Here is a 25,776-nt window from a genome sequence, read left to right as displayed (position 1 = left end):
ATCACAGCGGAAAGACGACGCTTCGTCTTTCCGCTTCGCGTCCTTCAGCGCACGGGCATTCACCCAACGTATTTTTCTGAACGTCGTGCTAATATTAGAATAACGACACAATTCCAGGCCATTCTGGGATGACCTGTCGCCTGGCTAGTGACTTCGCGCGCTATGCGCCCGGCCACGACACGGCTGGCATTTCTCTGTAGTTCGACCACCGGAAAAATCATGGCCGATTCATCCGACGTGATACTCGTCATCGGCGCTACTGGCGCGCAAGGGGGGGCCACCGCTCGTCGCCTCCTTGCGGCTGGACGTACAGTGCGCTTCCTGACGCGAGATCCAGACTCGCCTGCTGCCCGGGCACTCATCGAAATGAATGCGCAGGGCCTAAGGGGGGATCTGGACGACCGCGAGTCGCTCGACAAAGCAATGGAGGGCGTCCGCTCCGTCTTTTCCGTTCTCCTCCCCGATTTCGATCGCAGCGACAGGGAGCGTCGCCAGGGTTTCGCGCTCATCAACGCAGCGCGCAACGCGGGCGTCCCGCAATTCGTTCATACCTCCGTGGCGCAGGCAGGCAATCATTTGACGTTTCCGGGCTGGAACGAGCAGCGCTGGAATCAAAAATACTGGACGGACAAGTGGGACGTCGAAGAGGCCGTTCGCTCTGCGGGCTTCGAATCATGGACGGTCTTGCAACCGGCATTCATGATGGACAATCTTGCTGAGCCGAAAGCGGGCACGATGTTCCCGCACCTGCGCGAGGGCTTGCTGCTCAGCGCGTTGCTGCCCGCCTCCCGGCTCGACTGGATCGCCGCCGACGACGTGGGTGCGCTCGCAGCCAGCGCGCTCAACGACGCGCAACGCTGGCATGGCGAGACTGTGCCGCTGGCTTCGGAGAAGCTCACGATGTCTGAAGTGGGATCTCGCCTCGGTCAGGTCCTTGGCACACAGATTCGCGTTTCGCACGTCTCGCCGGACGAAGCGCGAGCAAAGGGCCTCGCACCGGGGTGGGTGAACGCGCAGGAATGGATCAACGCGGTCGGGTATCGCGTCGACATCGATTCGCTCTCCGAACGTGGCATCCAGCTGACCTCGATGACAGACTGGATCGACGCAAATCGACAGCACATCCCGCTTGCGTGACAGGTGTGCGAAACAATCCTTGAGCAATGGAAGAGCCGCAATGAATGTCTGTGCCCCCTCCTGGTTCGATCTCGCCATGAGCCAGCCACGCCGCTCTCACTTCACCGAAGCCGGCGGGGTCGCAGTGCACTATGTCTCCTGGAACGCCGCAGACACAGGCAAACCTCCGCTCGTCTTCGCGCATGGATTTCTAGGACACACGCATTGGTGGGACTTCATTGCGCCGTTCTTCACCGACCGCTTTCGTGTGTTCGCTCTGGATTTCAGCGGCATGGGTGAAAGCGGCTACAGGCAGGAATACAGCGCAGACATTTTCGTGCGCGACCTCGTAGCCGTCGTGGATGCAATCGGCTCCGGTCCGTGCGTCGCGGTCGGCCACAGCTTCGGCGGATCGCGTCTCCTGCAGGCGTGCGCGACTTTTCCCGATCGTCTCTCGCATGCCATCGTGCTCGATTCGTATTTCATGCTACGCGGTGACAGCTTGCCTGCCGTGGAACGACGCCCGCCTCCACGCCCCTATCCGGACTGGCAAACCGCCGTCAGCCGGTTTCGCCTCATCCCCGAGCAGGATTGCGGGCCGTGGCTTCTCGAACATCTCGCGCAGACATCGCTTCGCCAAACCGCCGACGGCTGGGTGTGGCGCTTCGACCCGAAGCTTCGGGAGCTCCAGCCGGTCGAAGGCGAGGAAGACCTGCTGACCCGCATCACGGTTCCCGTCAGCTACGTTCACGCCGAGTGCAGCAGCGTGGTCAGCGCGGATCGCGCGCGCCACATCGTAGCGGCAATTCCCGGCGCGAAGGGACCCATCACGATGCCGCGCGCAGGCCATCACATGATGCTAGACCAGCCGCTTGGGCTGGTCAGCCTCTTACGGGCGTTGCTGGCATGAAACCCGACACAACTGCAACCTGGTCGAGCGAGTTGCCCCTCTCGGCGCTGATAGCGCGCGCCGTCGAACGGCACGGCGCTACGCCGCTCCATTTTCATACCCAGGGCGGCGCCTATACGTGCACCACGCAGTCCCTACTGCACGACGCGAGAGAAATCGGCAAGGCGCTGCGAGCGATCGGCCTGCGTCGAGGCGATGTGATCGCGATACAGCTCCCCACGCAACGCGAGACTGCGCTTCTGTATCTGGCTGCACTCGAAATCGGCGCCGTGCTCGTACCGATCGTCCACATCTACGGTCCAGCCGAAGTCGGCTTCATCCTGCGGCAGTCGCGCGCCCGATTTCTTTGCGTACCCGACGTCTGGTGCGGCACGGACTACCTGGAGCGTGTCGCCGCGCTGGGCGACCCACCCGATCTGGAGCGCGTTATCGTCGTTGGCGATCGGGCGCCCGCGAATGGCATCACGTTCGACGCGCTGCAACGACTCGCGGCGACAACGCACGATCGGCATTCTGTGGATACGCCGATGTCGGAAGACATCTGCCTGCTGCTGTACACCTCGGGAACGACGGCTTCTCCCAAGGGCGTACAGCACTCGCATCGAACCGTTGGCGCAGAGTGGCAGATTCCGTTCATCGACGGGCCAGGGCCATACCTCACGCCCTTCCCTGCCGGGCATATCGCAGGCTTCAATTTTCTGTTGCGCCCGTTCGTCACCGGCACGGAGATGGTGTTCATGGATCGATGGGACGCCTCACTCGCCGCGCGACTCATTGAACAGCACCGGGTACGCCTTTCGGGCGGCACGCCGTTCCATCTTCAAGGACTCCTTGATGCCGCTCATCGTGACGGCCGCAGCCTGGCGTCGCTCGTGTCTTACGGTCTGGGCGGCACGGGCGTCACGCCCGAGCACGTCGCCCTCGTCGATCGTGCCGGATTTAAGGGAACACGCGCTTATGGGTTGACCGAACACTCGACGGTGAGTGTTGGCTGGGCCGATTCGCCTTTTGAAATTCGAGCCAACACGGACGGGCGCGTTCAGCCCGGCTCTCAGGTGCGCGTTGTCGACGAGTTGGATCGCGACCTGCCTGCGGGACACGACGGCGAGATTCTCATCAAGGGACCGGAGTTGTTCGTCGGCTACACCGACCCGGCACTCAATGCGGCGGCATTCACTCTCGACGGATGGTTCCGGACTGGCGATATTGGCCATCTCGACGAAAGCGGCTGCCTGACCATTACTGACCGAAAGAAGGACATCGTGATTCGCGGTGGAGAAAACATTTCGTCGCTCGAAGTGGAGCGTGTGCTTGCCGCTCATCCCGCAGTGCGCGATGTCGCCGTCGTGGCCCAACCCGACGCCCGGTACGGCGAAAGAGTCTGTGCCGTAGTCGTCCTGCACGAACACACGGCACTCGACCTGAACGCAGTTCAGACCCACTTTGCCGCCGCGGGTGTGGCGAAGCAAAAGACCCCCGAGCATCTTTGCATCGTTGCAGAACTACCCCGCACGCCATCGGGAAAAGTGCGTAAAGGCGACCTGCGCAAGCAGCTTTCTACGTAACAGCAGTTCAGTCGGCACTTATCGCGCGTGATTGTCCTGGCGGGACTTGAAAAAGCGATCTCGCTGCCTCGACACCTCTTCGGACGCGGCGAGTCGATCGTAAATCGCACGCGCGGCGGCCAGGCCCGCCTCGAAATCAGTCGACTCGGCGGCTGCAGCGATGGCATCCAGGCACTTGCTCTCTATCGCATCGCCACAGGCAAGACGTGCACGCGCCTGAGCGATAACGGGAACCGGATCGTGATCCGGCAATGGCAGCCGACTTATCAATGGCAACGCCGCGCTGCCGATCTTCTCTCGCGCCAGTTCGATCGCCAGGCGCAACACGTGCTGCTCATCGCCCTCGACGATTCGGTCGAATAGTGCTGTTCCGGCGAACGTACTCGCGGTCACGATCTGCGCGCCAAGAATGAATTCGATCGATTCTGCGAGGCCCAGCAGACGCGGCAAACGCTGCGTCCCGGACAACGGGATCACACCAAGCCTGCACTCCGGCAGTCCGATCTGCGCATTGCCCGCGACAAGCCGGTAATGGCAGACCAGCGCCGTTTCCAGCCCACCGCCAATGGCGAATCCGTGAATAGCGGCGACAACCGGCTTCTCGCTCGCCTCGATCACCGGATGAACGTGCAGCGATAACGCGGGGGCTGCCGCCGCAGCGGCCGTGCCCAATTCGCGGATGTCGCCGCCTGCCGAGAAGCCACGACCGCAGCCTTTGAGCACGATCGCTCGAACTTCCGGATCGTGCCGCGCCGCTTCGAACGCAGCGACGAGCCCGCGACGAACTCCGAGGCCCAGCCCGTTGACCGGCGGGTGGCCCATCGCGACGACGGCCACGTCGTCTTCTACGTAATACTCGACGTTCTCGAAGCGCTGAGCGTTCCGGTTGTTCATCGATCGTTCGCCAGCCAACTCGGCATATCCGTCGGCCACGGATCCGCATATACCGCGTGCACACCCATTGCGGTCGTGTAGGCAAGATTCAGTACATTGCAAAACGCGACGAAGGCCAGCACGCGCAGCGCCGTGCGAACCGCAGAATGGCACTCGAGACGATCGACGCCTCGTTCGATCGCCGTGTAACCGTTGTTGTCGACGCTCATCAGTAGGAACGCAGAAGCCACGAAGGCGGACGGAAACAGCAGGAACTCGTAAACCGGAAACTGGTAGTAGTGACCGCCCCAGAAGGAAACACGCTGAAACGCGCCCGGCCATGCGTCGAATCCCATGAAGCGGCTGGCGGCGATATCGAGCAAACCCATCGTCATCCAGATGGCCGCAAAGCCCGCGAGCGTGAGTCCAACGTTACCTGCACGGGGCCAACGCTTGCGGACCGCACGCATCGCCCATAGCGCGACCACTGCGGTACCCGTGAAAGTGTAGAAATAGCTCGGTGCGTCTATCAGGATGGGCTCAGCAATGCGCGCATGTGGCGATTGCCAGAACGGAATGAAACGGCACCAACAGCCATAATTCAATGCATAGGCGTTATAGGTGAACATCGGACGAAGAAAGTCCAGCCACGGATCAAGCCAGTAGGCAGAGAGCCAGCCGATCATCATGAGACGCACCGCGTCGATGCGGCGGCTTTTGACGATTCCGTAGACGAACCATATTGCCACCGGAATCAACAGCAACACGCTGACCCATTGGTAATGGTCGATCGTCGCCTTCACGGATTCCGGAATCGTGTCCGTGCCCACATCGACGGGGCGAAAGTCCTCCGAACGAATCCATGCCACGTAGGCATAGATTTGCGCAAACGCGAAAAGCGCACCGAGCGCAGCCCACGCATACACCCTGTGCCAGGTCGTACTGCGCCGAGCGACCATCTCCGACATGCTTGCCTCCTCATCATCACACCATTCACATTTGTGAATGATGGTCTAAAAAATGTACCCTGCTGAGGAGGCAACGTCAAGCGCAATACGCAATGCCGGCTTCGATAGCGGCACGCCTGGCCGTGTCATTCAACGCCCCGAAGGTTGTTATCGGCCGATAAGGTCATGAATCTCGTGATCGAGCGCAGCCATTGCGAATCGCGGGGCAACTGCGCAATTGTTGACTTCCACCTGCCATTCCACCGGGTTCACGAGCCAGAAGAACAGCCCGTAGACGATGTGCCGCCGATACGCCTCGAGCGCGGTTTCAAATGACGGCGGCTCCTTCACCCCGTAAAACGCAAGCCGCTCGAGATAGTGCTCCAGCAACGCACGTTCCCATCGCGGTCGATCCGCAATGTCCAATGCTGAGATCAGGAAATACGTGACATCATGCGCCCACGGTCCGCGTCGATACGACTGCCAGTCGAGAAAACCGGGCGTGCCGTCGCGGTCGAAATAGAGATTTCCGAGGTGAACGTCGCCGTGGAGAAGCGTCATCGGCCCGATTCGGTCGAAAGCGCGCAGATCGAGCAACGCGCGCTCCATCCAGTCCCGATCGTGAAACCGCTTTGGCACGGCAGCCCCGCGCGGCAACTGCGTATAGCTTGCGAAAACATCGGGTTTCAACTGGCCCCAGTGATACGTGCCTGACTCGCCGTCGGGGAGCGGGTCCTGCGGCGCCAGCCAGGCCAGTTCACCACCACTATCGAGTTCCGGCGATTGCCAGAACTGGGCGTGCCAACGTGCCTGCGCGTCCAGATTCGCCGCGGCCTGCGCAAATGTGAGCGGCTTTTGCACGCGGCAGAATTCAACGTTCCGCGAGCGTAGATCTTCGAGGATCACGATAGACTGCCCGCTTCGAGCGTCCGTCTCTGCGTAAAAGCAGGCCGGTACGTTCGCGTGCATGTGAGGATGGACTTCCTTGAAGAACCTCGCCTCGTATTCGTATATGTAGGCGTTCAGATTCCGATATTCTGGAACGAAACCGGCCTTCACGATCAACGACTCCGGCAGGCCTAGCTCGCGACCCCTTGCGTTGTAGCCAGGATGCACCCTGACTTTGGTAGCGGTTCCGTACATCACATCGCTCACTGCGAGTGATTCGACCGTCACGCCCTCATGACCGCGCGCGAGCGCCGACGTCAGCCACGACGTCGTGATTTCCTCGACGTGTAAGGGGAGCCTTTCGGGAGCCGGGTTCGATATGTTCGCAACAAGCATGTTGACGCGCTCCTGAGCAGTGCATGTTAGTTCGCGCATGTTGCGCGGCACCTCCAGACGCTCGCAACAGGGGAAATCCCGGCTGGCGTCATTGTTTTAAATATAGAACACCGTACACGTTTGCGTACATACTTTCCCTCCGGTACCGGCCTGGCAATCGCCTCGCCGCCCTGAAGTCTCGCCGTCTCGCGCGCTCAGATTTGATGAAAATTATTCACTCTGATTGTTCCATACGGTAACCATTGTGCGTCGTGGGTTGTCGCTAGAATGCAGAAAAATCGACAAACCTTCAGGAGACAACCCGATGACCACGACCGTGCTTGAACGGCTATTCGGCATCAGCGGAAAAGTCGCTGTCGTGACCGACAAGGGACGCAATTCCAGTATCGATATTGCCCCTGTGCTGGCCGAAGCCGGCGCGAAGGTCGTGATCGCGGATCGCAGCGCGGCACACATGCAGCCTGTCGTCGACAGAATCCTTTTGGCAGGCGGGGATGCTGTCGCGATCGAGACGGACGTGGAGCGCGAAGCCTCTGTGATCGCGTTGTTCGAACAGGTGAAGGCCACTTGGGGCAGCCCCGACATCGTGGTCAATTGCGCCGCGATGACCAATAACGGACCGCTCACGGATTTCACCGAAGCGGCCTGGGACGAAGTCATGTCGATCGACCTGAAGTCCGTTTTCTTTTGCATGCGAGAAGCAATCAAGCACATGCTCGCCGCGGGCAGGGGTGGCCGCATCGTGAACGTGACCACTATGGGAGCGATGCATGCAGTCCTCAACGGCAATGGCGCTTACGGCGCCGCGCGAGCCGGCGTAACGGGCTTGGCTCGCTCCGCGGCGCTCGACTATGCCTCCGAGCAGATCCTCGTCAACTGCGTGCTTCCAGGCGCCGTGCCCGGCAAGGTTCAGTTTCATCCCGACATGCAGGCACGCCTGAAGAAAGGAAAGCTCACGGGCCCCGGCACGGATGCAGAGCGACGCTTGCCGCTTGGATGGGGAGATCCCGCCGACATCGCGGCGGCGGTCTTGTACCTCGTGGGCCCGTCGGGCCGCTATATGACGGGCCAGTCGATTACGCTCGACGGCGGATTTCTGATTAGCTGAAGGCCCGCCAGGAAGCACAACTCTGAGCGACTACTCACACGGAGCATTCCATGTTTAGCGAAAACCCGATCGGCGCGCGCCTCGCGCAGATTTTCAATCTCACGGGAAAGACTGCCGTCGTTACCGGCTCTGCGCAAGGTCTAGGCCGCGAAACAGCGCGACTGCTTGCTGAGGCGGGCGCCAATGTCGTGATCGCCGACCTGAACCCGGATGTCGCGTCCGCAACTGCGGCGGATATCGAGGCAAACGGTGGCATTGTATTGCCATGCAAGGTGGACGTTGCGGACGAAGCTTCCGTCAAGGCGCTCTTTGCAGCCATCGATGCAAAATTCGGTGCCGTAGACATTCTCGTCAACAACGCTGCCCACCGTTCGAAGGCTGAGTTTTTCGAAATGTCTGTGGAGCAGTGGGACCAGATGCAGGACGTCACGCTACGTGGCACTTTTCTGTGTTGCCGCGAGGCGATTACGCGCATGAAGGAAAAGGGCGAAGGTGGCTCGATCGTCAACATCTCCTCCGTCGGTGCGCTTCGCCCGACGTTGTGGGGTGTCAACGCCCACTACGACGCCGCGAAGGCCGGCGTGGACAGCATTACGCGAACACTGGCCAGCGAATTTGCGGTCGATGGAATTCGCGTCAATTCGATCCTGCCTGGCGGTATGGCCAGCGAGGGCGGCAAAAACATCAGCACCACGTTCAGGATACGCGGGCCGATCGTGGGCGCTGGCCGCGTTCCTATGGGGCGAATGGCCGCCCCAATCGAAGTCGCCCAGAGTGTGTTCTTTCTCGCAAGCCCCGCAGCGAGCTACGTCACCGGCCAGATCATCGCTGTGGACGGCGGCTTCACGGTCAGCTAGGCAACCGCCGCAACGATGTGCGCGCAGCAGTAAAAACTTAGGATACTGAAATGCCAAGGATTACGTTCATCGAGCATGACGACACGGAGCATACCGTCGAGGCGAATGCCGGCCAGTCGTTGATGCAGGCAGCCATCGAAAACTCGGTGCCTGGCATCCTCGCCGATTGCGGGGGCTACTGCAATTGCGCGACATGTCACTGCTATGTCGACGACATGTGGGCCGCAAGGATTCCACCCGCGAAGCACGCCGAACTGGATATGCTGAGCGGCGCCATCGATGCGAATAGCAACAGCCGGCTCGGTTGCCAGATTCGGGTGACCAATGAACTCGACGGATTAGTCGTGCGGTTACCCGCTTCGCAAACCTGATCAAAGCAACCGGTGAACACTCGTTCGCGGAGAACTCACATGTCCCATATCGCTGTCCCTCTCGTACCGGTTCCCGATCATGTACCTCAAGAACTCGTCGTAGACTGGGATTTCAGCAAGCCTCCCGGCGGCGAAGCCGACATTGTCGGCGCGTGGAAGCGCCTTCACGATGGTCCGGACATTGTCTGGACGCCGTACAACGGCGGTCACTGGATCCTCACACGAGCGGCGGATATCGAATTTGCGCAGCGCAATCACGACCCGTTCTCGATGCACGAGATCACGCTTCCCGCCAGCACGACGATGCAGATCTTGCCTCTGTCGGCCGACCCTCCCGAGCACGCAGATTATCGTGCGCTGATCAACCGCTTCTTCGCGCCGAAGGTTATTCGTGACATGGAGGGCGAAATCCGGGAACTGGCGGTCTTGCTTATCGAAGGTTTAAAGAAGAAAGGCCGTTGCGAATTCATGTCCGATTTTGCAATGAAGTTCCCGATCACCATCTTCATGCGACTCGTGAATCTCCCGCTCACCGATCTGGACGACCTGCTTGCGTGGACCGAGGCAAGCGTTCGAGCGAATGACCCAGAGCGTCGTGAGTGGTCGCAGCGCATGCTGTTCGGCTACCTTGAGAATATCATTCGCGATCGCCAAAAGGAGCCGGGAGCGGATCTGATCAGTGCAATCGTGAATGGAACGGTATTCGGACGACCTCTCACTGAGCAGGAAATACGCGGCATGATGGTCAACGTCATCTTTGGCGGACTCGACACTGTCGCGTCGACCATGGGTTTTGCCGTGCTCTATCTCGCGCGCAACCCAGCACATCGTCGCCAACTGGCGGAGCACCCGGAATTGGTGGGCAACGCCGTCGAGGAACTGCTGCGCATGTTTGCACCATCCAGCACAGGCCGTGTGATGACTCGCGACTTCGAATATAAGGGTGTCCGCTTCAAGGCGGGAGACCGGGTGTACGTCCGCCCACTGTTGCATGGCATGGATGAACGCAAGTTCCAGTGCCCAATGCATGCCGATTTCGCGCGCGCGAATGCATCCCAACATGCAGCCTTTGGCAACGGCCCCCATCGCTGTGCAGGGGCGCTGCTGGCCCGAAACGAGATTCGCGTTTTCCTTGAGGAATGGTTCCGGCGCATTCCCGATTTCGAACTTGATCCCGCAGGGCAGATTGGCTTTGAAGGGGGAATGGTAAATTGTGTGACACGCGTGCCGCTCGTTTGGAACTCCGATGTCCACCAGCTCAGCGCATAACGTTCGGAGTAGCCATATGGCGCTACGCCGTCATGCCACCTCGGCCATCTCCAGCCTGTTCGCCAGCGCGTCGCGGATCAGCGCGACCGGCCGCACGAGACGCCCCGGCAGCGCCCCGTGTACGAGCCAGACATTCAGGCCCGAGCGGAAGTCGGTCGCGTCGATGATCTGCAACTGGTCGCGCAGCGGGCTGCGCGCGAGCGCCTGCGGCGCGGCGAGCCCGACGCCCATGCCGCGCGCGACCAGCGAAAGCTGCAGTTCCGAACCGAAGGCCTCGACCGCGACGTTGAACGGCAGACCCGCCATGCCCATGGCCCGGCTCAGCGCCGAGCGCATCCCGCAGCCGTCCTGATTCAGTACCCACGGATGGTGCGCGAGCGCCGCGAGCGTGGTGGGCTCGTCGGGCAAACCAAACGAGCGCGCCGCGACCACGAGGGTCGGCGTGTAGCCGAGTTGGGTCGCGACCACGCCCTCCGGCGGCATCACCGCGGCGGGCAGCAGAATCACGGCCGCATCGAGCCGTGCGCGCTCGACCTCGTCGAGCAGGCCTGGCGACCAGCCCGCCCTCACGCGCAGCGTCAGCTTGGGAAACTCGCCGCGCAATTGATCGACGGGCTGTTCGAGCGCCAGTTCCGAGAGAAACGGCGGCACACCGAGCTTGAGCTCGCCGACCGGCTCGCTCTCCGGCGAGGCGACCGACATCAGGTCGTCGACCGCACGCAGGACCGAGCGCGCGAGGCCGTATACCTCGTTACCCGCGGCCGTGGGTTTGAGGGGCTTGCTCTGGCGATCCAGAAGCTCGATGCCGAGCGTCGTCTCAAGGTTTTGCACGCGGCGCGTGAGGCCCGGCTGCGTCAGGAACAGCCGCTCCGACGCCCGCACGAGCGAGCCGCTTTCGACCACCGCCACGAAGGCTTCCAGATCTCGAGTGTTCACAACGACTCCGCATAAAGATTATTGTGATAATTCAATTGTCGCATAACGTAACAATCCCTACGATACCTGGACCTGCCACGTTGCGGAGCCAATCGATGGAGCACCCTGCTGAAACCTGTACGCGTCCGATGGCGCGCGAGGCCGCCCCCACGAGCCACGCCAATCAGGCGACGCACACCACCCTCACCCTACCGATGACGCTATTCTTCGCCGCCGCAGTCGGCGTAATCGTCGTCAATCTGTCTGCGGCCCAGCCACTCGCCGGGCTCGTGAGCCATTCGCTGCGTTTGCGCCCGGAATTCGTCGGCGCGGTCGCCATGCTGCCGCAGCTCGGCTACGCTGCCGGTCTGCTGCTGCTCGTTCCGCTCTGCGATTTGCTGGAAAACCGGCGCCTGATTTTCCGCACGCTGCTTGCGTGCTCGGTCTTTCTGGCCCTCGCGGCACTGGCGCGCTCGGGCCCGCTCTTTCTCGCCGCGGCATTCCTCGCGGGCGCGACCTCCAGCGTGATCCAGATGCTCGTGCCGATGGCCGCCTCGATGGCGCCTGAAAGCCAGCGCGGGCGGGCCGTCGGCAACGTGATGAGCGGCCTGATGCTGGGCATCCTGCTCTCACGGCCGCTCGCGAGCCTGATTGCGGGAACGCTGGGCTGGCGTGCGTTCTACGGCATCGAAGCGGGGGCGGATGCCCTGCTCGCCGTGGTCCTCTTTCTGCGCACGCCGCGCCGCATGCCGAGCGTGACGGCGCGCTACGCCGATCTGCTTTATTCGCTCTGGACGTTGCTGCGCACCGAGCGGGTTCTGCGGCGCAGCGCCTTCCTCGCGGCACTTGCACTAGGTGCCTTCTCGGCGTTCTGGACCGCCGTCGCGCTGCTGCTGTCGCAGCCGCCGTTTTCGCTCGGCATGAACGGCATTGCGGCGTTCGCGCTAGCGGGCGCGAGCGGCGCGATCGTCACGCCGCTCGCGGGCCGGCTGGGCGATCACGGCGTGGGGCGCGCGGTTCAATACGCCGCGCACGCGACGATGCTCGGCGCAGTCCTGCTGTTAGGCGTGGCGGGCGCGGGCTGGGGCGGTTTTGCACCCGCCGCGCATCCCGCGCTGGCGCTCGGCCTGCTCGTCGTGGGCGCGGCTGCGCTCGATGCCGGCGTCATCGCCGACCAGACGCTCGGGCGGCGCGCGATCAACCTGCTCAATCCCGCCGCGCGCGGCCGGCTCAATGCGATTTTCGTGGGGATGTTCTTCATCGGCGGCGCCGCGGGCGCGCTCATGGCCGGCGCGGCGTGGGCCACGGCGCGCTGGAGCGGCGTGTGCCTCGTTGCCCTCGGCTTCACGGTTGCGGTCATCGCGCTGGGCTTCGTTTATCGCGCGTCGCCGGCTTCTGCCCGCTAGCGGCCTGCCTGGCAGGTGGTCCAACGAAAAAGCCGCGGCTGATCCGGCCGCGGCTTTCCTGTGCCTGTGTCAAACCGTCATGCGCGCAGCGATACGCTCACGTCTGCTGATCCGACCCATCCGCGGGTTGCGCGGTGTTGTCGTCGGCGGGCTTTTCGTCTTCCTTCTTCTCGACTAGCTGCTCGACTTCCTTGGCGCCCTCGAAACCGGCAACCGCGGCGGCGGCCTTGGTCAGAAAGCCTGCGTTCGGATCGAGCTTCTCGGCGCCTTCCACAGCGGCAACCGCACCGGCAATTTCACCCACCTTGTCCAGAATGCCCATTTCATCCCTCCAGTTGAAACCCGCTCCGGGCTGACGAGGCGATGTCTCGCCTCCCGTGCGCCGCACCTTCCATCCAGCGAGCGCGCCGCTTCATTGTGTGCCTGCTCGATGGCCGTATCAATCACTAACTCATTAATCTGACAATAATTAACGATGTGATACACGAACATATATTGCGATGCGTCAATTGTTTGACTATAGTGAGGTTGTCTCCTCCATGTCTCCATTGGCATGGTTCAAGCCCGCATTCGCTGCGGGCTTTTCTTTTTCCCGCCCCGCATTCTCGTGGCACGCCGGATCACCTCTGGCCTGCTGGCCGCGGCCAGGCTCGCGCCTTCCGCTGGCATAATCGTCCCTTCGCCGTTTTCCAGCCCTCTTTGATCTCGCCGCTGCAATGAATCTGCATACCTGGTGGCTGTTCCTCGTCACCGTCTTCGTCGTCTGCGCCATCCCCGGTCCCAACATGTTGCTCATCATGTCGCACGGCGCGCAGTACGGACTGCGCCGCACGAGCGCGACCATGGCCGGCTGCCTTTCCGCACTGGTTCTGATGCTCGCCGTTTCGGCGGCCGGGCTCGGCGTGTTCCTGCAAGCGTGGCCGACCATGTTCAACGCGCTGCGCTTCATAGGCGCCGCGTACCTCGTCTACCTGGGCGTCAAGGCGTGGGGCGCACCCGTGCCCGAGGCCGCCGCCGATGTTGCAGAACGTGTGGCCGCGCGCCCCGTGCGCTCGCCGCTCGCGCTCTATCGCAACGGCTTTCTCGTCGGCGGCAGCAACCCGAAGGCGATCCTCTTCGCGGCGGCGCTCCTGCCGCAGTTCATCGACGCGACCCGGCCGGTGCTGCCGCAGTTCGGCGTGCTCGTTGCAACCTTCGCCGTGTGCGAAGTGAGCTGGTATCTCGTCTACGCGGGTTTCGGCACGCGCATCGGCGCGACGCTCAAGAGCCGCCGTGTGGCAAAGGCGTTCAACCGCGTGACGGGCGGGGTGTTCGTCGGGTTTGGCGCGATGATGGCATTGATTCGGCAGTAGGGCTCGCGGGGCGGCGCGATGGTCTTGGCGCGCTTTCCCGAATGCAGGCACCAGGTCGACCGGCCAGTAGTCGCTGGTCCGACCTGTGGAGATGAGTAACGCTTCCACTCACGCGCAAGTTAATCTGGACTACTACGGATAGGTGACTACCTGCTGCAGACCGAAGAGACTCGCACCGCACGTCGGCGAGGCCAGGGTTTTCCCACGTTATGCGAGTCTCGCATAGGGACATGCCACCTCCGCATCGTCCTTTTTTTGACCGCTTCTACCATCCGGTCTGACTCTGGTGTGACGCGGGGTCCATCCCGCTACCAATCGAATTCGGAGTCGTGGGATCGCCCGCTTTGTTCAGTTGAACCGCAACGTCGAAGTCGACGATGGCAAGAGCGGATTTGTCGCGTCGCTCGATCTCAATCCTGAGAAGGCCCGTTTGCTGACCCAACTGCTGATCGCCAATGGGATCACGTCGCCCGACCAGGTACAGGCAGCGTTTTCTGCGACTTACTGATCGCAACCGATGAGGATTGCGTCTGCATTGGGTCAGTGCGGGCGCAATTCGCGTCGACACCATCGCGGACCTTCGCCAGGTCAGACGCAGTCCTCGACGCGACCTGGTGCAACGGTACCGGCGTAAGATCGGAACTTCCCGAAAACGCCATTTCACGTCCCAGAAGGCGGGCCATACGTATGGAAATCAAGTGGGTCGAGGACTTCATCGCCCTTGCTCAATACCAGAGCTTTTCACGCGCAGCGGAGTTCCGCAATGTGACCCAGTCCGGGTTCAGCCGGCGCATTCAATCGCTGGAGCAATGGGTCGGGGCGGAACTGATCGATCGCAGCAGCTTCCCTCCCGTGCTGACGCCCGCAGGTCAACTCTTCCGCGAAGTCGCTGAAGATATCCTGAACAAACTCTTCGATACACGCGCCATCATCCGGACTGAAAAACGGATCGGCGGCAAGAGCCTCCAGATTGCCGCCGGCCACACCATCGCGCTGAATTTTCTGCCTGCGTGGCTCAAGGCGCTTTCCGCCCACTTCGGGGACGTGCGCGCGCGCGTGGTACCGGCCAATGTGCACGACTCGATCCTGTCGCTCGTGAATGGCAACTGCGAACTGATGTTCGCCTACCACCACCCTGAACTGCCCTTGCATCTCGATCCCGCGAGGTATGAGCATCTCACTGTGGGTATCGACACGCTCATGCCTGCCAGCAGGCCAAACCTGCGTTCCGCGCCGACGTATCGACTGCCCGGAACAGCAAAACAGCCATTGCCTCACATTTCATACACGGAAACGAGTTATTTCGGCCGCTGCCTTGCGGTGCTGCTCGCTCGAGCGCCCTCTGCGCCTTCCTTGTTGCTTCACTATGAATCGGACATGGCCGAGGTGCTCAAAAAAATGGTCATGGAAGGCGAAGGGATGGCATGGCTGCCAAAGAGCGCGATAGCCGCGGAACTGGATGCGGGCGAACTAGTCCCCGCAGGCCCGACGCACTGGAATCTGGATATCGAGTTGCGCGTCTACCGCGACGCTTCGAATCGCAGCGAGTTTCTCGATACGCTCTGGCAGCATCTTCGCGCAGTTCTACAGACCGGCGTCTAGGGTTTTCCCGCGTTATGCAAAATTCGCATATGCACATGCAACAACAGCATCATCGCTTACTTTGGCACCCCTAATATGCCTCCCAACGCTTGACCGAGGTCGCAGTCGATCTCGCTCCAGGCGTCTCTCAACACCGGTCATGTCTCGACCACCTTGTGTCACTCAAGGACAGACGGAAATGAAAAATCGCCTCACCGTTTATATTGCCGTTGGCATGATACTGGGCGTCATTGCGGGCTACGCGTGCCACGCCAGCACATCTGACCCGGCGACACTCAAAGCCATTGCAGGATACTTCTCGATCATCACGGACATCTTCCTGCGTCTCATCAAGATGATCATCGCGCCACTGGTATTCGTCACGCTGGTGTCCGGCCTCGCCGGCATGGACAGCGGCCAGGACGTCGGCCGCATCGGTTTGCGTTCGGTGGGCTGGTTCGTTTGCGCATCGCTGATTTCGCTTACGGTAGGCCTCGTCTTCGCCAATCTCCTGCAGCCGGGGGCCGGCCTGCACATGGTGGCGGGTACAGGTGAAGTCGATACCGGCCTGAATACCTCGGCGCTGAACTTCAGGGACGTCCTGACCCACGCCTTTCCGACCAGCCTGCTCGACGCCATGGCGCGTAACGATATCCTGCAGATCCTGGTCTTCTCTGTCTTCCTCGGCCTGGGTCTGAGCGCAACAAAGCGGGACGCGCGCGTCAAGGTCGTGATCGAGATCATTGAAGGCATGGTGCCCGTCATGCTGCGCGTGACGAACTACGTCATGCGTGCGGCGCCGTTCGGCGTGTTCGGTGCGATCGCTTCGGCGGTGACGCTGCGCGGCCTCGACGTCATCTACACGTATGGCAAGCTGATTGGCTCCTTCTATCTGGGGCTGGTCGTGCTGTGGGCGATCCTGGTTTTCGTCGGCTATCTGTTCCTCGGCCGTCGTGTCGGCGCGTTGCTCAAGGCAGTGCGTGAACCCGCGATGATCGCGTTTGCGACGGCGAGCAGCGAGGCGGCCTATCCGCGGCTGACCGAGCAGCTGGAGCGCTTTGGCGTCGACAAGAAAGTCGTCGGCTTCACGCTGCCGTTGGGCTATGCGTTCAATCTGGACGGCTCGATGATGTATCAGGCGTTTGCGGCCATCTTTATCGCCCAGGCGTTCGGGGTCGACATGCCGATCTCGCAGCAATTCTTCATGCTGCTCGTACTGATGCTCAGCAGCAAGGGCATGGCCAGCGTTCCGCGGGGCTCGGTGGTGGTGGTTGCGGCAGTGGCGCCGATGTTCCATTTGCCGGTCGAAGGGGTCGCCATGGTGCTTGCGATCGACCAGATCCTCGACATGGGCCGCACGATGACCAATGTAATCGGCAACAGCGTGGCGACCGCCGTGATCGCGAAATGGGAAGGTGCGCGCGAGAGCAAGGCTTCCGACTTCATTGAGGATGGCGAACAGATTTTCGGTCCGGCGCAAGGTGGAGCGAAATGACTTCCGATGTCGCCGGTCACAAGCCCAAGTTCGGTATTGTCGGCGGCCTGGGGCCGCTGGCAAGCGCAGATGTCTTCTTCAAACTGGTGAAGGCGACGCCCGCATCGACTGATGCCGAGCACTTCGACGCAATCTTTCAGCAGTCGCCTTTTCCCAACTCGGGCTCCGGAAGCACCGCGACGACGGAACGCAAGCTCTATATCTTCGAGATGATCCGGGACTTCGAGAAGCGCGGCGTAACAACGGTCGTGCTGCCGTGCTTTCTCAGTCACACCTTCATCGACGAACTGCGCGCGAACACGCGCTTGCAGATCGTGGACATGATCGAGGCGGTTCGCAGCCATGTTCGGCGCAAGTTCCCGGGCGCAAGCCGTATCGGCATACTCGCCTCCGACTACACGCGGGAAAAGCGCTTGTTTGAACGGTACTTTGCGCCCCGCGAGTTCGAAGTCATCCACCCCCGATGCCACGAAGAATTCGATCCGGTCACGGAAGCGGTATATGGATCGGACGGCATCAAGAGTGGCAACCTGCGCGGGCGTCCGGTCGAACTGCTGCGCGAGGCTTGCCGCGATCTGATCGCGCAAGGCGCCCAGGTGATCGTGCCCGGCATGACGGAAATCGCCCTGGTCGCGGACGAAATCGGCCCGCTGGGCGTACCGCTCGTCGATGCCAACCTCGCGTACGCGCAGTACGTCGTCTCTGGCGGTTACGGTTCGCCGTCGCACGCCTTCAAGGTTGGGGTCGTGGGCGGCGTGGGCCCCGCGGCGACGGTCGATTTTCTGCAGAAGATTGTCCGCAATACACGCGCCACGCGCGACCAGGACCACATCAAGCTGCTGGTCGAACAAAACCCGCAGATTCCGGATCGCACCGATAATCTGATTGGCGACGGCGCGGACCCAACGGTCTCGCTGTACGCGACGTGCAAGCGGCTCGAAGACGGCGGCGCGGACATCATCGCGATTCCGTGCAACACCGCGCATGCATTCGTCGAGCGGATCCAGCCGTACCTCAACATTCCGATTGTGAACATGTTGACGGTCACGGTTGGCTATCTGCGCACGACGTATCCGGCGCTTCGTGATGTCGGTGTGCTAGCGACATCGGGCACGATCGAGAGCGGGGTCTATCGAAAGGCGCTGGAATCGCAGGATCTTCGTCAGGTCGTGCCCTCCCCTGCGCTACAGGAGCGCGTGATGGAAGCCATCTACGGCAAACATGGCGTCAAGGCGGGATTGACGACGGGGCAGTGTCAGGAGGACATCGCCGCCGCGATGGAAGGACTGATTGCCGAAGGCGTTGAAGTCGTCGTCCTTGGGTGCACCGAACTCCCGCTCCTTTTGACCGGGAGTGAATTCGTGGGCAGCGGCGGCGCGCGCGTCAGGCTGGTTGATCCCACCGACGTTCTCGCGCGACGATGCATCGCGTACGCATTGTCGGCCGACGCGACCCTCGCTTGACCCGAATACTCTCCAACGGAGCAAAGCAATGTCCAATCGTTCTGAACGCATCGAACACGATCTTCTCGGCGACCTCGCCGTGCCCAATGAAGTCTATTACGGAGTCCATACGCTTCGTGCGCTCGCCAATTTCCCGATTACCGGCATTCCAATCTCGACTTATCCGAATCTGGTCAACGCCCTGGCGTTTGTGAAAGAAGCCGCGGCGATTGCGAACTGCGAGTTACGGCTGCTCCCCGAGCACAAGATGAAGGCCATCGTTCACGCGTGCCAGCAGATTCGTGAGGGGGTTGCGCACGACCAATTCGTCGTCGACGTGATTCAGGGCGGCGCCGGCACGTCGACCAACATGAACGCGAACGAGGTGATCGCCAATCTCGCGCTCGAACATCTTGGCCACGAACGAGGAGACTACGCGGTACTGCACCCAAACGAAGATGTGAATCTGGGGCAAAGCACCAACGACGTTTACCCGACTGCACTGAAAATCGCCACGTATATGGGCATCGCGCAACTGGTCGATGCGATGGGTGTCCTGCGCGCGTCGTTCGAACGGAAGGCAGTGGAGTTTCACGACGATCTGAAGATGGGGCGAACCCAGTTGCAGGACGCGGTCCCCATGACCCTGGGACAAGAGTTCAGCACCTTTGCGGTCATGCTCGAAGAAGATCAGGAACGTCTGCGGGAAGCGTCGAAACTGATTTGCGAAATCAACCTGGGCGCCACGGCGATCGGCACGGGCATCAATACGTCGCCCGACTATGCGCCGCTCGTCTGCCGCCATTTGGCCAGTGTCACCGGTATCCCTGTGACGACGTCGCCCAATCTCGTGGAGGCGACGCAGGACGTCGGCTCGTTCGTGCAACTGTCGGGCGTGCTCAAGCGCGTGGCGGTCAAGCTCTCGAAGACCTGCAATGACCTTCGCCTGCTTTCGAGCGGCCCGCGCGCAGGCCTTGGTGAAATCAACCTGCCGCCGGTTCAGGCGGGCTCCAGCATCATGCCGGGCAAGGTCAATCCGGTCATTCCGGAGGTCGTGAACCAGATCGCATTCGAAGTCATCGGCAATGACGTGACGGTCAGCTTTGCTGCGGAGGCCGGTCAATTGCAGTTGAATGCGTTCGAGCCGGTCATTGCGCACAGCCTGTTCAAGAGCGTTGCGCACCTGCGTGCGGGATGTCTGACCCTGGCATCGAGGTGTGTCGACGGGATCACGGCCAATCGCGAGCGGCTTCGTTCGCTCGTTGAAAATTCCATCGGCATCGTGACTGCGCTGAATCCGTACATCGGCTATGCGAATGCGACCCAGGTAGCCCAGGAAGCGCTCGTATCGGGAAGGAGCGTCGCCGATATTGTCATCGAGAGAGGCTTGCTCACGCGGGCGCAACTCGAAGACATTCTCAAGCCCACGATGCTGACGCAGCCGAGGCATCACCTGCCGCTTGCGTAGTTAGCGTACGCCGCCAGGCGAACACCGCCAGCGTATTCTAGTTGCGGCCTTGCGTACGGTAGAGTTCGTTGGCGCGCGTAAGATGGGCGCGCATCGCCGCCTCGGCGGCGTCGCCGTCACGGGCGGCGATCGCATCGACGATGCGTTGATGCTCGGTGAGTGTGAGTTCCTCGACGCCCGGCGCGCGCACGAGCGGCTGGTAGTATTCGCCCGCCCAGCGGAACAGCGACTCCACGATCGAGGGAAAAATCGGGTTGCCGCTGATCTTCGCAATTTCGCGGTGGAACGCCATGTCCCTCTCGATGAATTCCGCGAGATTGACCATGGACGCGCGATGCTGCGCCACGCTCAACTGAAGTCGCGCAACGTCTTCTTCCGTGGCCCGCTCGGCCGCCATGCGTGCGGTGCCGGTTTCGAGAAAAAGCCGCGCGTGCTTGAGGTGCTCGAGCATGTCCGGTTGGGTGCGCAGCAGATGCAGCGCGCCGCCAGCGATCTGGGCAATCAGGCGGTCTGCGGTCGGCACGACCACGCGGGCGCGCTCCCCATGCACGATCTCGACGATGCCGGAACGCTCCAGCGCCTGCAGTGCTTCGCGCACCGCCGGCCGCCCGACGCCGTATATCTCCATCAGCTCGCGCTCGGACGGTAACTGCGCGCCGGGCGCGATCTCGCCCGCACGAATGCGTTCCATGAGTCGATCGACGACTTCCTGATATAGCTTGCGACGTGGAATGATCTCGCCCATTGCAGTGGTACTGTAAACGTCTGGTGTAATGACAATACCACACCACGCCGCCGGCCACCACGTCACCGCTGGATCACTCCTGCCCTTCGCGCACGGCACCAAAGAAGTCGGCCTGGCCGATCTGTCCGCCCTTGAGCACGATTTCGAGACCGTCGCGCGCAGCAGCGCTCGACCACGCTCTGCACAGCGGCGCACCGGGCGCCACGCCCGCCGTCACGCTGAGCGCGTCGATGCCCAGCGCGCCGGCGACCTCGCCCGAACTGTCACCACCCGCAACGACCACGCGCGTGACGCCGGTGCGATCGAGCATGCGCCGCATCACCGCCGCGAGCGCGCGGCCTACTTCGCGGGCGGCGTCCTGACGCGTGCGTCCGCAGCGCCGCGCGATCTCGTCGAAGCCGCGCACGACCAGGTCGTCCGGGCCCTCCGCGCTGTGGACGACGGCGCTGCTTCCGCTGATGATGGCTTGCGTAGCGGCACCTGCGGCCCGTTCGATTTCAGCGGGGCCCGCTTGCGGATCGAGGGCACGCGCGAGGTCGAGCCGATCCACGTGAAAACCGTGCTGGCGTGCCCAGCCAATCTGCGCCGCGGTGACCGGCGAACAACTGCCGCTCACCACGCCAATCGCATCGACCGGGCTCGCCGCGGGCAACGACGGCGCAGCGGGCAGCCAGCCTCGCGAGCGCCAGTACGCGGCAAGCGCGTACTGGAGGCCCGATGACGAAGCCGTGAACACCCCTTCGCCGCGCGCTTCCCAAACGAGGCGGCCCGCTTCTGCCAACGTTTCGTCGTCGAGCACATCGATCAGCACGACGGGGGTATCCTCCGCCGATAGCATGCCCACGCGTGAGGCACCGTCCCCGGCGCGCAACTGAAGCATGTCGATGAGTTCGATGCGGCGCGACGTCTGCCGCGCGAGATGGCGGCGTAGATCCGCTTCGTCCATCGGCGTCACGGGGTGGCGCGACATCGTCGGATGACGGTCGAGGCGATAGCCGACGCCATCGACGGCTGCGAAGAGGTTGCCGAACACTTGATAGCGTTTCAGGCGCGGTGCGCCGATCACCATCGGCGACCAGTTTCCCGGCATGTACTGCGTGCCGATGTCGACCGCGGCGCCAATCGAACCCACCTCGGGCGACGAATCGAACGTGGAACACACCTTGTACTGCAGCACCGGCGCGCCGAGCGCGGCGAGGCTCGCGAACGCTTGCGGCAGCGCTTCGCGCATCCACGCGGCACTGCGCCCGCGCGACGATCCCGCGATACCCACGCAGCGCGCCTCGGGAAAGCGCGCGAGCGCCTCGGGCGTTGGCGTGTCGAGAAACAGGATGGTGGGGATGCCCGCGGCCGTCATGGCCTCCATCGCATCGGTCGACCCCGTGAAGTCGTCGCCGTAATAGGCGAGAAGCAGGCCCTCGGGCAGGGATGCGTTGTTTGTTTCAGCCATCCCGTTGCTCACTTCCAGAAGCCGAGCGCCGCACGCAATGACGGATGCCTCTGCGCGTGCTGCTCCAGCGGTACGCCTTCGATGGCGGCGCACCAGGCTTCGCGCAACGCATCGACGCCTGCGGCCACACCCTGCGGGTGACCGAAAATGCCGCCGCCCGCCGTATGGATGAGATCGGCGCAGCCGAGTGCAGCGTAGGTATCGGCGGCCTGCAGGCCGGTCTGCCCCGAGCTGAAAACAGGCATGGCCGGCATGGGGGCGCTCGCCATCACCGGTGCGAGCACGGCGCGCGCCGCAGCGATCACGCTGTCGTCGGGTTCGCTGAACTTGTTGCGCAGGCCGTTCACGTGCATGTGGTCCGCTCCGGCGAGACGCCAGATCATCTGCCACGGCGCGTAGTCCCAACCGAGCGCCGGACTGCGCGAGAGGTAGCCCCAGCCCGCCCGATGCGCGTGGATGGGCAACTGCGAATGCCGCCGCAATTCATGCAGGCCCACGATACCCACGGAATTGAGCACGGCCATCACGCACGTTCCGCCATGCGCGAGCACGAGATCGTGACGCCGGCGCATCTGGTCGAGGTCGCCCGTGAGATTGAACGCCACCATCGCCTTCTTGCCGGTGCGATCGGCATGGTCGTTCACGACGCGCATTACGGCCTTCACGCGTTCGTCGAAGGGACAATGGGAGCCGTCGGCCTGTAGTTCGTCATCCTTGATAAAGTCGATGCCGCCCTCCACGAGCTCGCGCACCTGCTGCGCGGTTTCCTCGGGCGAAAGCCCCACGCTCGGCTTGATGATCGTGCCGATCAGCGGACCGTGCGCCACGCCCGTGAGCCGCCGCGTGCCTTCGATGCCGAACGCCGGCCCTGGATAGGCCGCCGCGAACGACTCAGGCAGTCGCAGCCCGGTGAGCCTCAGGCCCGACACCTGGCGCAGCTCGAACAGGTTGCCTGCAACGGTCGACATCAGGTTCGGCAGCGACGCGCCGAAATTCTCCATCGGCCACGAGAGTTCGAGCGTACAGCGCGTGTATGCGTCCGAGCGCATCCCGCCGGGCAGGCTCGGCGCGTCCACGGTTTCCAGCACGTCGAGGCGCTCGACCCGCGCGCCCGAGCGCGCCTTCAGCTCCGGTGTTTCGTTTGGCAGTGCGACGAAAGTGCCGCTCGACTGCTCTCCGGCGATGACGTCGGCGGCACGCCGCGGATCATCGCCGGTCTCCAGCCAGTAAGTCGCGTGAATACGTTCGGTCACGGTGCGATTCCTGTTTCGGGTCAGGTGATGCGGCGAATGCTCTCGGCGATCTCGGCGCGGTCGAATACGCCCTTCCAGTCGTCGCGCATGAGGCGCGGCTTGCCGAATTCGATCGCCTTGTTGCAGGCGTCGGAGAACGCGCCGGGTATCTCGTTGAAGATCACCGCGCTCAGGATGTTCATGTGGCCGAGCAGGAAGTCGCGCGCGGCTTCCCTGGGCACACCGCGCTGGATGGTCTCGTCCATCGCTTCGCGCATCACGTACAGCAGCGTCGCGCAGACCGTTTCGGAGAGACCCGGCTCGAGCATGGCCATCTGATCCACGCTCAGGCGATACGAGCGCAGAATCGGCGCGTAGATCGTTTTCGCCACATCCTCGCCGAGATCGAACGCCGAGTCTGGGCCCTGCATCAGCGCGCTCGTAATCGACTGCTTGGCGTATGCGCCGCCGAAATGATCGTGAAGCGACTTTTCATCGACATCGTAGTTAAAGATGATCGGATGGCACGGATGCGCAACGAAGTACGTGAGATCGGGCCGCTCCGGCAGATGGCCCGCAAACGGCGCGGCCGCGTCGAGCGTCATCACCATCGTGCCGGCCTTCAGCATGGGCGAGATTTCGTGGCTCAGCTTGCCGATCAGCGTATCGGGCACGGCGAGGATGACGACCTGCGCGCCGTCGAGCGCCGCTTCGACCGACACGCACTCTATGTTCAGTTCATCCTTGAGGCGCTTGCGCCCCGCTTCGCCGACTTCCACGTGCGCCACGCGATAGTCCGACTTCTGCAAGTTGCCCGAAAGGCGAAAGCCCATCTTTCCGCCGGCGCCAAAGAGCGCAATTTTCTCTTTCATGTTCATCCTCCTTGCCAGGTCCGTGAGTCCAGCTTCGATCAATTCGCGGCGAGCGCGTGCTCGCGCTCACGCGATGCGCGCGGCTCGCGGGCAAAGGCCAGCGCGAGCACGGCGCTCAGCAGCATCAAGGCGCCGACAACGAACATCGGCGCGTGGTAAGAGCCGGTTGCATCGTGCATGGCGCCCGTCACGTAAGGCGCGACGAAGCCCGCCACGTTGCCGACCGTGTTGATGAGCGCGATGCCCGCGGCCGCGCCCGCGCCCGAGAGCGAGCGGGCCGGCAGCGTCCAGAAGCACGGCAGCGCGGCGAACACGGCGCAGGCCGTCACCGTGATGACGGCAATGCTTGCTGCCGGCGACTTCATGTAGAGCGCGACCGGAATGCTCAGCGCGCCGAGCAGCGCGGGAATCCCGACGTGCCAGCCGCGCACGCCGCGACGCGTGGCGTCGCGGCTCCAGACGAAGAGCGCGATGGCGGCGGGCAGATACGGAATGGCCGTAATGAGCCCCTTCTGGAATACGTTGAAGTGCGTGCCGAACTGCCCTTCGAATCCGCCGATGATGGTCGGCAGGAAAAACGCGAGCGCATAAAGGCCGTAGACGAGCCCGAAGTACATCAGCGAAAACATCCACACGCGAGGGCTCAGCAGGGCCGCCCCCGCATGCGCGCCGTGACGCATCGCGCCCGCTTCTTTCGTGCGCGCCTCCGCTTCGAGTTCCGCGTTGAGCCACGCCTGTTCGTCGCGTGTGAGCCAGCGCGCCTGCGAGGGACGGTCGCTCAGATAGAACCATGCGATCACGCCCACCACGATGGCCGGCAAGGCCACGCCGATGAACATCACGCGCCACCCCGCGAGCCCGAACCACCCATGCGCCCCGATGAGCAGCGCGGCGAACGGCGCACCGATCACGATGGTGAGCGGCTGCGCGAGATAGAACAGCGCGAGGATATGGCTGCGATGGCGCTGCGGCACCCAGTTGCTGAGAAAGAGGATCGCGCCGGGGAAAAACCCCGCTTCCGCCACGCCCAGCAGGAACCGCAGCACATAGAGCGAGGTCGCGCTGTCGACCCACGCAAGCAGGAGCGCGACCACGCCCCACGTCACCATGATGCGCGCGAGCCAGCGGCGCGCGCCGTAGCGATGCAGCGCCAGGTTGCTCGGCACTTCGAGAAAGATGTAGCCGATGAAGAACACGCCCGCCGCGAATCCGAACTGCGCCGCGTCGAGACCGAGGTCGTGCGCCATGCCGTTCGGGCCGGCAAACGAGATCGCGGTGCGGTCAAGGAAGTTGATGAAGAACATCAAGGCGACGAACGGCACGAGGCGCAGCGAGACCTTGCGGATCGTCGGACGTTCGAAAGCGGATTCGGCTTTACCTGAAACGGCTTGCATGCGTTTGCTCCCGCGAGTGATCCGATGTTGATTAACAGATCATATGTGCTGGTATGATGAGTAGACCATCTTGCCGGAACGACTACACCTGGTATTTCCACCGACATGCCTGTACGCCGCGGCG

At 62.6% G+C, this 25,776-nt stretch carries 23 protein-coding genes and 1 pseudogene; 14 read left to right on the top strand and 10 right to left on the bottom strand.

The features are described from left to right. The first annotated feature begins 162 nt into the window (after positions 1 to 162). From BFD71_RS22335 to BFD71_RS22325, 3 genes are all read left to right on the top strand, one after another. Positions 163 to 1,137, top strand: a complete 975-nt coding sequence (locus BFD71_RS22335; RefSeq protein ID WP_256094867.1) for an NmrA/HSCARG family protein — start codon at positions 163 to 165, stop codon at positions 1,135 to 1,137. 76 nt (positions 1,138 to 1,213) lie between these two features. Beyond that, the gene (locus BFD71_RS22330) at positions 1,214 to 2,026 is read left to right on the top strand and encodes an alpha/beta fold hydrolase (protein ID WP_256094866.1); all 813 of its coding nucleotides are present in this window, start codon (positions 1,214 to 1,216) and stop codon (positions 2,024 to 2,026) included. Then, positions 2,023 to 3,591, top strand: coding sequence for an AMP-binding protein (locus BFD71_RS22325; RefSeq protein WP_069266489.1), 1,569 nt, complete (start codon positions 2,023 to 2,025; stop codon positions 3,589 to 3,591). The genes BFD71_RS22330 and BFD71_RS22325 overlap by 4 nt, the downstream gene beginning before the upstream one ends. A gap of 18 nt (positions 3,592 to 3,609) precedes the next feature. Here BFD71_RS22325 and BFD71_RS22320 read toward each other — a convergent pair whose 3' ends face one another. The 3 genes from BFD71_RS22320 to BFD71_RS22310 form a co-directional block, all read right to left on the bottom strand. After that, on the bottom strand, positions 3,610 to 4,485 hold the full coding sequence (locus tag BFD71_RS22320) for an enoyl-CoA hydratase-related protein (RefSeq protein WP_069266488.1): 876 nt from the start codon (positions 4,483 to 4,485) through the stop codon (positions 3,610 to 3,612). Further along, a complete protein-coding gene (locus tag BFD71_RS22315; RefSeq protein ID WP_069266487.1) occupies positions 4,482 to 5,432 on the bottom strand; it encodes a spirocyclase AveC family protein in 951 nt (316 codons plus the stop codon). The genes BFD71_RS22320 and BFD71_RS22315 overlap by 4 nt, the downstream gene beginning before the upstream one ends. Positions 5,433 to 5,579: 147 nt before the next feature. After that, entirely contained in the window at positions 5,580 to 6,746 is a 1,167-nt protein-coding gene (locus BFD71_RS22310; RefSeq protein WP_256094865.1) for an ecdysteroid 22-kinase family protein, read from the bottom strand. Positions 6,747 to 6,918: 172 nt separating this feature from the next. On the opposite strand from BFD71_RS22310, the gene BFD71_RS22305 reads away from it, so the two are divergent. Genes BFD71_RS22305 through BFD71_RS22290 form a run of 4 tightly spaced genes read left to right on the top strand, consistent with a single transcriptional unit; the run spans position 6,919 to position 10,300 of the window. Further along, positions 6,919 to 7,803: an SDR family NAD(P)-dependent oxidoreductase gene (locus BFD71_RS22305; RefSeq protein ID WP_256094864.1), complete on the top strand. Its 885-nt coding sequence runs from the start codon at positions 6,919 to 6,921 to the stop codon at positions 7,801 to 7,803. Positions 7,804 to 7,853: 50 nt separating this feature from the next. Beyond that, a complete protein-coding gene (locus tag BFD71_RS22300) occupies positions 7,854 to 8,660 on the top strand; it encodes an SDR family NAD(P)-dependent oxidoreductase (protein WP_069266484.1) in 807 nt (268 codons plus the stop codon). 50 nt (positions 8,661 to 8,710) lie between these two features. Then, positions 8,711 to 9,031 (top strand): 2Fe-2S iron-sulfur cluster-binding protein, encoded by a 321-nt coding sequence (locus tag BFD71_RS22295; RefSeq protein WP_069266483.1) that lies wholly within the window; start codon positions 8,711 to 8,713, stop codon positions 9,029 to 9,031. 39 nt (positions 9,032 to 9,070) lie between these two features. Continuing rightward, a complete protein-coding gene (locus tag BFD71_RS22290; RefSeq protein WP_069266482.1) occupies positions 9,071 to 10,300 on the top strand; it encodes a cytochrome P450 in 1,230 nt (409 codons plus the stop codon). A gap of 30 nt (positions 10,301 to 10,330) precedes the next feature. Here BFD71_RS22290 and BFD71_RS22285 read toward each other — a convergent pair whose 3' ends face one another. Continuing rightward, complete coding sequence (locus BFD71_RS22285; protein ID WP_069266481.1) at positions 10,331 to 11,236, bottom strand: LysR family transcriptional regulator; 906 nt, start codon at positions 11,234 to 11,236, stop codon at positions 10,331 to 10,333. A 95-nt stretch (positions 11,237 to 11,331) separates the two neighbouring features. Here BFD71_RS22285 and BFD71_RS22280 point away from each other — a divergent pair, with 95 nt between their 5' ends. Beyond that, entirely contained in the window at positions 11,332 to 12,621 is a 1,290-nt protein-coding gene (locus BFD71_RS22280; protein ID WP_069266480.1) for an MFS transporter, read from the top strand. A gap of 97 nt (positions 12,622 to 12,718) precedes the next feature. Here the strand turns inward: BFD71_RS22280 and BFD71_RS22275 are convergent, their stop codons facing one another. After that, a complete protein-coding gene (locus tag BFD71_RS22275; protein ID WP_028205419.1) occupies positions 12,719 to 12,943 on the bottom strand; it encodes a hypothetical protein in 225 nt (74 codons plus the stop codon). A gap of 394 nt (positions 12,944 to 13,337) precedes the next feature. On the opposite strand from BFD71_RS22275, the gene BFD71_RS22270 reads away from it, so the two are divergent. The 6 genes and pseudogenes from BFD71_RS22270 (at position 13,338) to aspA (ending at position 19,959) form a co-directional block, all read left to right on the top strand. Then, positions 13,338 to 13,973, top strand: coding sequence for a LysE family translocator (locus tag BFD71_RS22270; RefSeq protein WP_069266479.1), 636 nt, complete (start codon positions 13,338 to 13,340; stop codon positions 13,971 to 13,973). Positions 13,974 to 14,325: 352 nt separating this feature from the next. After that, a pseudogene (ansB, locus tag BFD71_RS39290) lies at positions 14,326 to 14,481 on the top strand (L-asparaginase 2); the annotation flags it as partial. Positions 14,482 to 14,660: 179 nt separating this feature from the next. Beyond that, positions 14,661 to 15,575: a LysR substrate-binding domain-containing protein gene (locus tag BFD71_RS22265; protein ID WP_069266478.1), complete on the top strand. Its 915-nt coding sequence runs from the start codon at positions 14,661 to 14,663 to the stop codon at positions 15,573 to 15,575. Positions 15,576 to 15,753: 178 nt separating this feature from the next. Continuing rightward, positions 15,754 to 17,049 (top strand): dicarboxylate/amino acid:cation symporter, encoded by a 1,296-nt coding sequence (locus tag BFD71_RS22260; protein ID WP_069266477.1) that lies wholly within the window; start codon positions 15,754 to 15,756, stop codon positions 17,047 to 17,049. Beyond that, the gene (locus tag BFD71_RS22255) at positions 17,046 to 18,512 is read left to right on the top strand and encodes an aspartate/glutamate racemase family protein (RefSeq protein WP_069266476.1); all 1,467 of its coding nucleotides are present in this window, start codon (positions 17,046 to 17,048) and stop codon (positions 18,510 to 18,512) included. Before BFD71_RS22260 ends, BFD71_RS22255 begins: the two co-directional genes overlap by 4 nt. Before the next feature lie 28 nt (positions 18,513 to 18,540). Continuing rightward, positions 18,541 to 19,959: an aspartate ammonia-lyase gene (aspA, locus tag BFD71_RS22250; protein WP_069266475.1), complete on the top strand. Its 1,419-nt coding sequence runs from the start codon at positions 18,541 to 18,543 to the stop codon at positions 19,957 to 19,959. Between the two features lie 37 nt (positions 19,960 to 19,996). On the opposite strand, the gene BFD71_RS22245 is transcribed toward aspA, so the two are convergent. The 5 genes from BFD71_RS22245 to BFD71_RS22225 all read right to left on the bottom strand — a co-directional run bounded on the left by BFD71_RS22245 (position 19,997) and on the right by BFD71_RS22225 (position 25,652). Then, positions 19,997 to 20,704 (bottom strand): transcriptional regulator NanR, encoded by a 708-nt coding sequence (locus BFD71_RS22245; protein ID WP_069266474.1) that lies wholly within the window; start codon positions 20,702 to 20,704, stop codon positions 19,997 to 19,999. 73 nt (positions 20,705 to 20,777) lie between these two features. Next, on the bottom strand, positions 20,778 to 22,154 hold the full coding sequence (oiaK, locus tag BFD71_RS22240) for a 3-oxo-isoapionate kinase OiaK (RefSeq protein WP_069266473.1): 1,377 nt from the start codon (positions 22,152 to 22,154) through the stop codon (positions 20,778 to 20,780). A gap of 8 nt (positions 22,155 to 22,162) precedes the next feature. Beyond that, positions 22,163 to 23,407: a ribulose-bisphosphate carboxylase large subunit family protein gene (locus BFD71_RS22235; RefSeq protein WP_069266472.1), complete on the bottom strand. Its 1,245-nt coding sequence runs from the start codon at positions 23,405 to 23,407 to the stop codon at positions 22,163 to 22,165. A gap of 20 nt (positions 23,408 to 23,427) precedes the next feature. Next, positions 23,428 to 24,258 carry a phosphogluconate dehydrogenase C-terminal domain-containing protein gene (locus BFD71_RS22230; RefSeq protein ID WP_069266471.1) on the bottom strand — a complete coding sequence of 277 codons (831 nt, stop codon included), beginning with the start codon at positions 24,256 to 24,258 and terminating at the stop codon, positions 23,428 to 23,430. A 38-nt stretch (positions 24,259 to 24,296) separates the two neighbouring features. Next, complete coding sequence (locus BFD71_RS22225) at positions 24,297 to 25,652, bottom strand: MFS transporter (protein ID WP_069266470.1); 1,356 nt, start codon at positions 25,650 to 25,652, stop codon at positions 24,297 to 24,299. Positions 25,653 to 25,776: the final 124 nt, after the last annotated feature.

The organism is Paraburkholderia nodosa, from assembly GCF_001718195.1.
Taxonomy (GTDB): domain Bacteria; phylum Pseudomonadota; class Gammaproteobacteria; order Burkholderiales; family Burkholderiaceae; genus Paraburkholderia; species Paraburkholderia nodosa_A.
The sequence above is the reverse complement of the archived record's forward strand: the minus strand, read 5'-3'. Positions and strand labels throughout refer to the sequence as shown.

Excerpts from the sequence above, each read along its gene's own strand:
- BFD71_RS22320 (WP_069266488.1), bottom strand. The coding sequence starts at position 4,485 with ATGAACAACCGGAACGCTCAGCGCTTCGAGAACGTCGAGTATTACGTA.
- BFD71_RS22255 (WP_069266476.1), top strand. The coding sequence starts at position 17,046 with ATGACTTCCGATGTCGCCGGTCACAAGCCCAAGTTCGGTATTGTCGGC.
- BFD71_RS22245 (WP_069266474.1), bottom strand. The coding sequence starts at position 20,704 with ATGGGCGAGATCATTCCACGTCGCAAGCTATATCAGGAAGTCGTCGAT.
- BFD71_RS22315 (WP_069266487.1), bottom strand. The coding sequence starts at position 5,432 with ATGTCGGAGATGGTCGCTCGGCGCAGTACGACCTGGCACAGGGTGTAT.
- BFD71_RS22335 (WP_256094867.1), top strand. The coding sequence starts at position 163 with ATGCGCCCGGCCACGACACGGCTGGCATTTCTCTGTAGTTCGACCACC.
- BFD71_RS22260 (WP_069266477.1), top strand. The coding sequence starts at position 15,754 with ATGAAAAATCGCCTCACCGTTTATATTGCCGTTGGCATGATACTGGGC.
- BFD71_RS22325 (WP_069266489.1), top strand. The coding sequence starts at position 2,023 with ATGAAACCCGACACAACTGCAACCTGGTCGAGCGAGTTGCCCCTCTCG.
- BFD71_RS22330 (WP_256094866.1), top strand. The coding sequence starts at position 1,214 with ATGAGCCAGCCACGCCGCTCTCACTTCACCGAAGCCGGCGGGGTCGCA.
- BFD71_RS22280 (WP_069266480.1), top strand. The coding sequence starts at position 11,332 with ATGGAGCACCCTGCTGAAACCTGTACGCGTCCGATGGCGCGCGAGGCC.
- aspA (WP_069266475.1), top strand. The coding sequence starts at position 18,541 with ATGTCCAATCGTTCTGAACGCATCGAACACGATCTTCTCGGCGACCTC.
- BFD71_RS22275 (WP_028205419.1), bottom strand. The coding sequence starts at position 12,943 with ATGGGCATTCTGGACAAGGTGGGTGAAATTGCCGGTGCGGTTGCCGCT.
- BFD71_RS22230 (WP_069266471.1), bottom strand. The coding sequence starts at position 24,258 with ATGAAAGAGAAAATTGCGCTCTTTGGCGCCGGCGGAAAGATGGGCTTT.
- oiaK (WP_069266473.1), bottom strand. The coding sequence starts at position 22,154 with ATGGCTGAAACAAACAACGCATCCCTGCCCGAGGGCCTGCTTCTCGCC.
- BFD71_RS22300 (WP_069266484.1), top strand. The coding sequence starts at position 7,854 with ATGTTTAGCGAAAACCCGATCGGCGCGCGCCTCGCGCAGATTTTCAAT.
- BFD71_RS22270 (WP_069266479.1), top strand. The coding sequence starts at position 13,338 with ATGAATCTGCATACCTGGTGGCTGTTCCTCGTCACCGTCTTCGTCGTC.
- BFD71_RS22225 (WP_069266470.1), bottom strand. The coding sequence starts at position 25,652 with ATGCAAGCCGTTTCAGGTAAAGCCGAATCCGCTTTCGAACGTCCGACG.
- BFD71_RS22290 (WP_069266482.1), top strand. The coding sequence starts at position 9,071 with ATGTCCCATATCGCTGTCCCTCTCGTACCGGTTCCCGATCATGTACCT.
- BFD71_RS22265 (WP_069266478.1), top strand. The coding sequence starts at position 14,661 with ATGGAAATCAAGTGGGTCGAGGACTTCATCGCCCTTGCTCAATACCAG.
- BFD71_RS22295 (WP_069266483.1), top strand. The coding sequence starts at position 8,711 with ATGCCAAGGATTACGTTCATCGAGCATGACGACACGGAGCATACCGTC.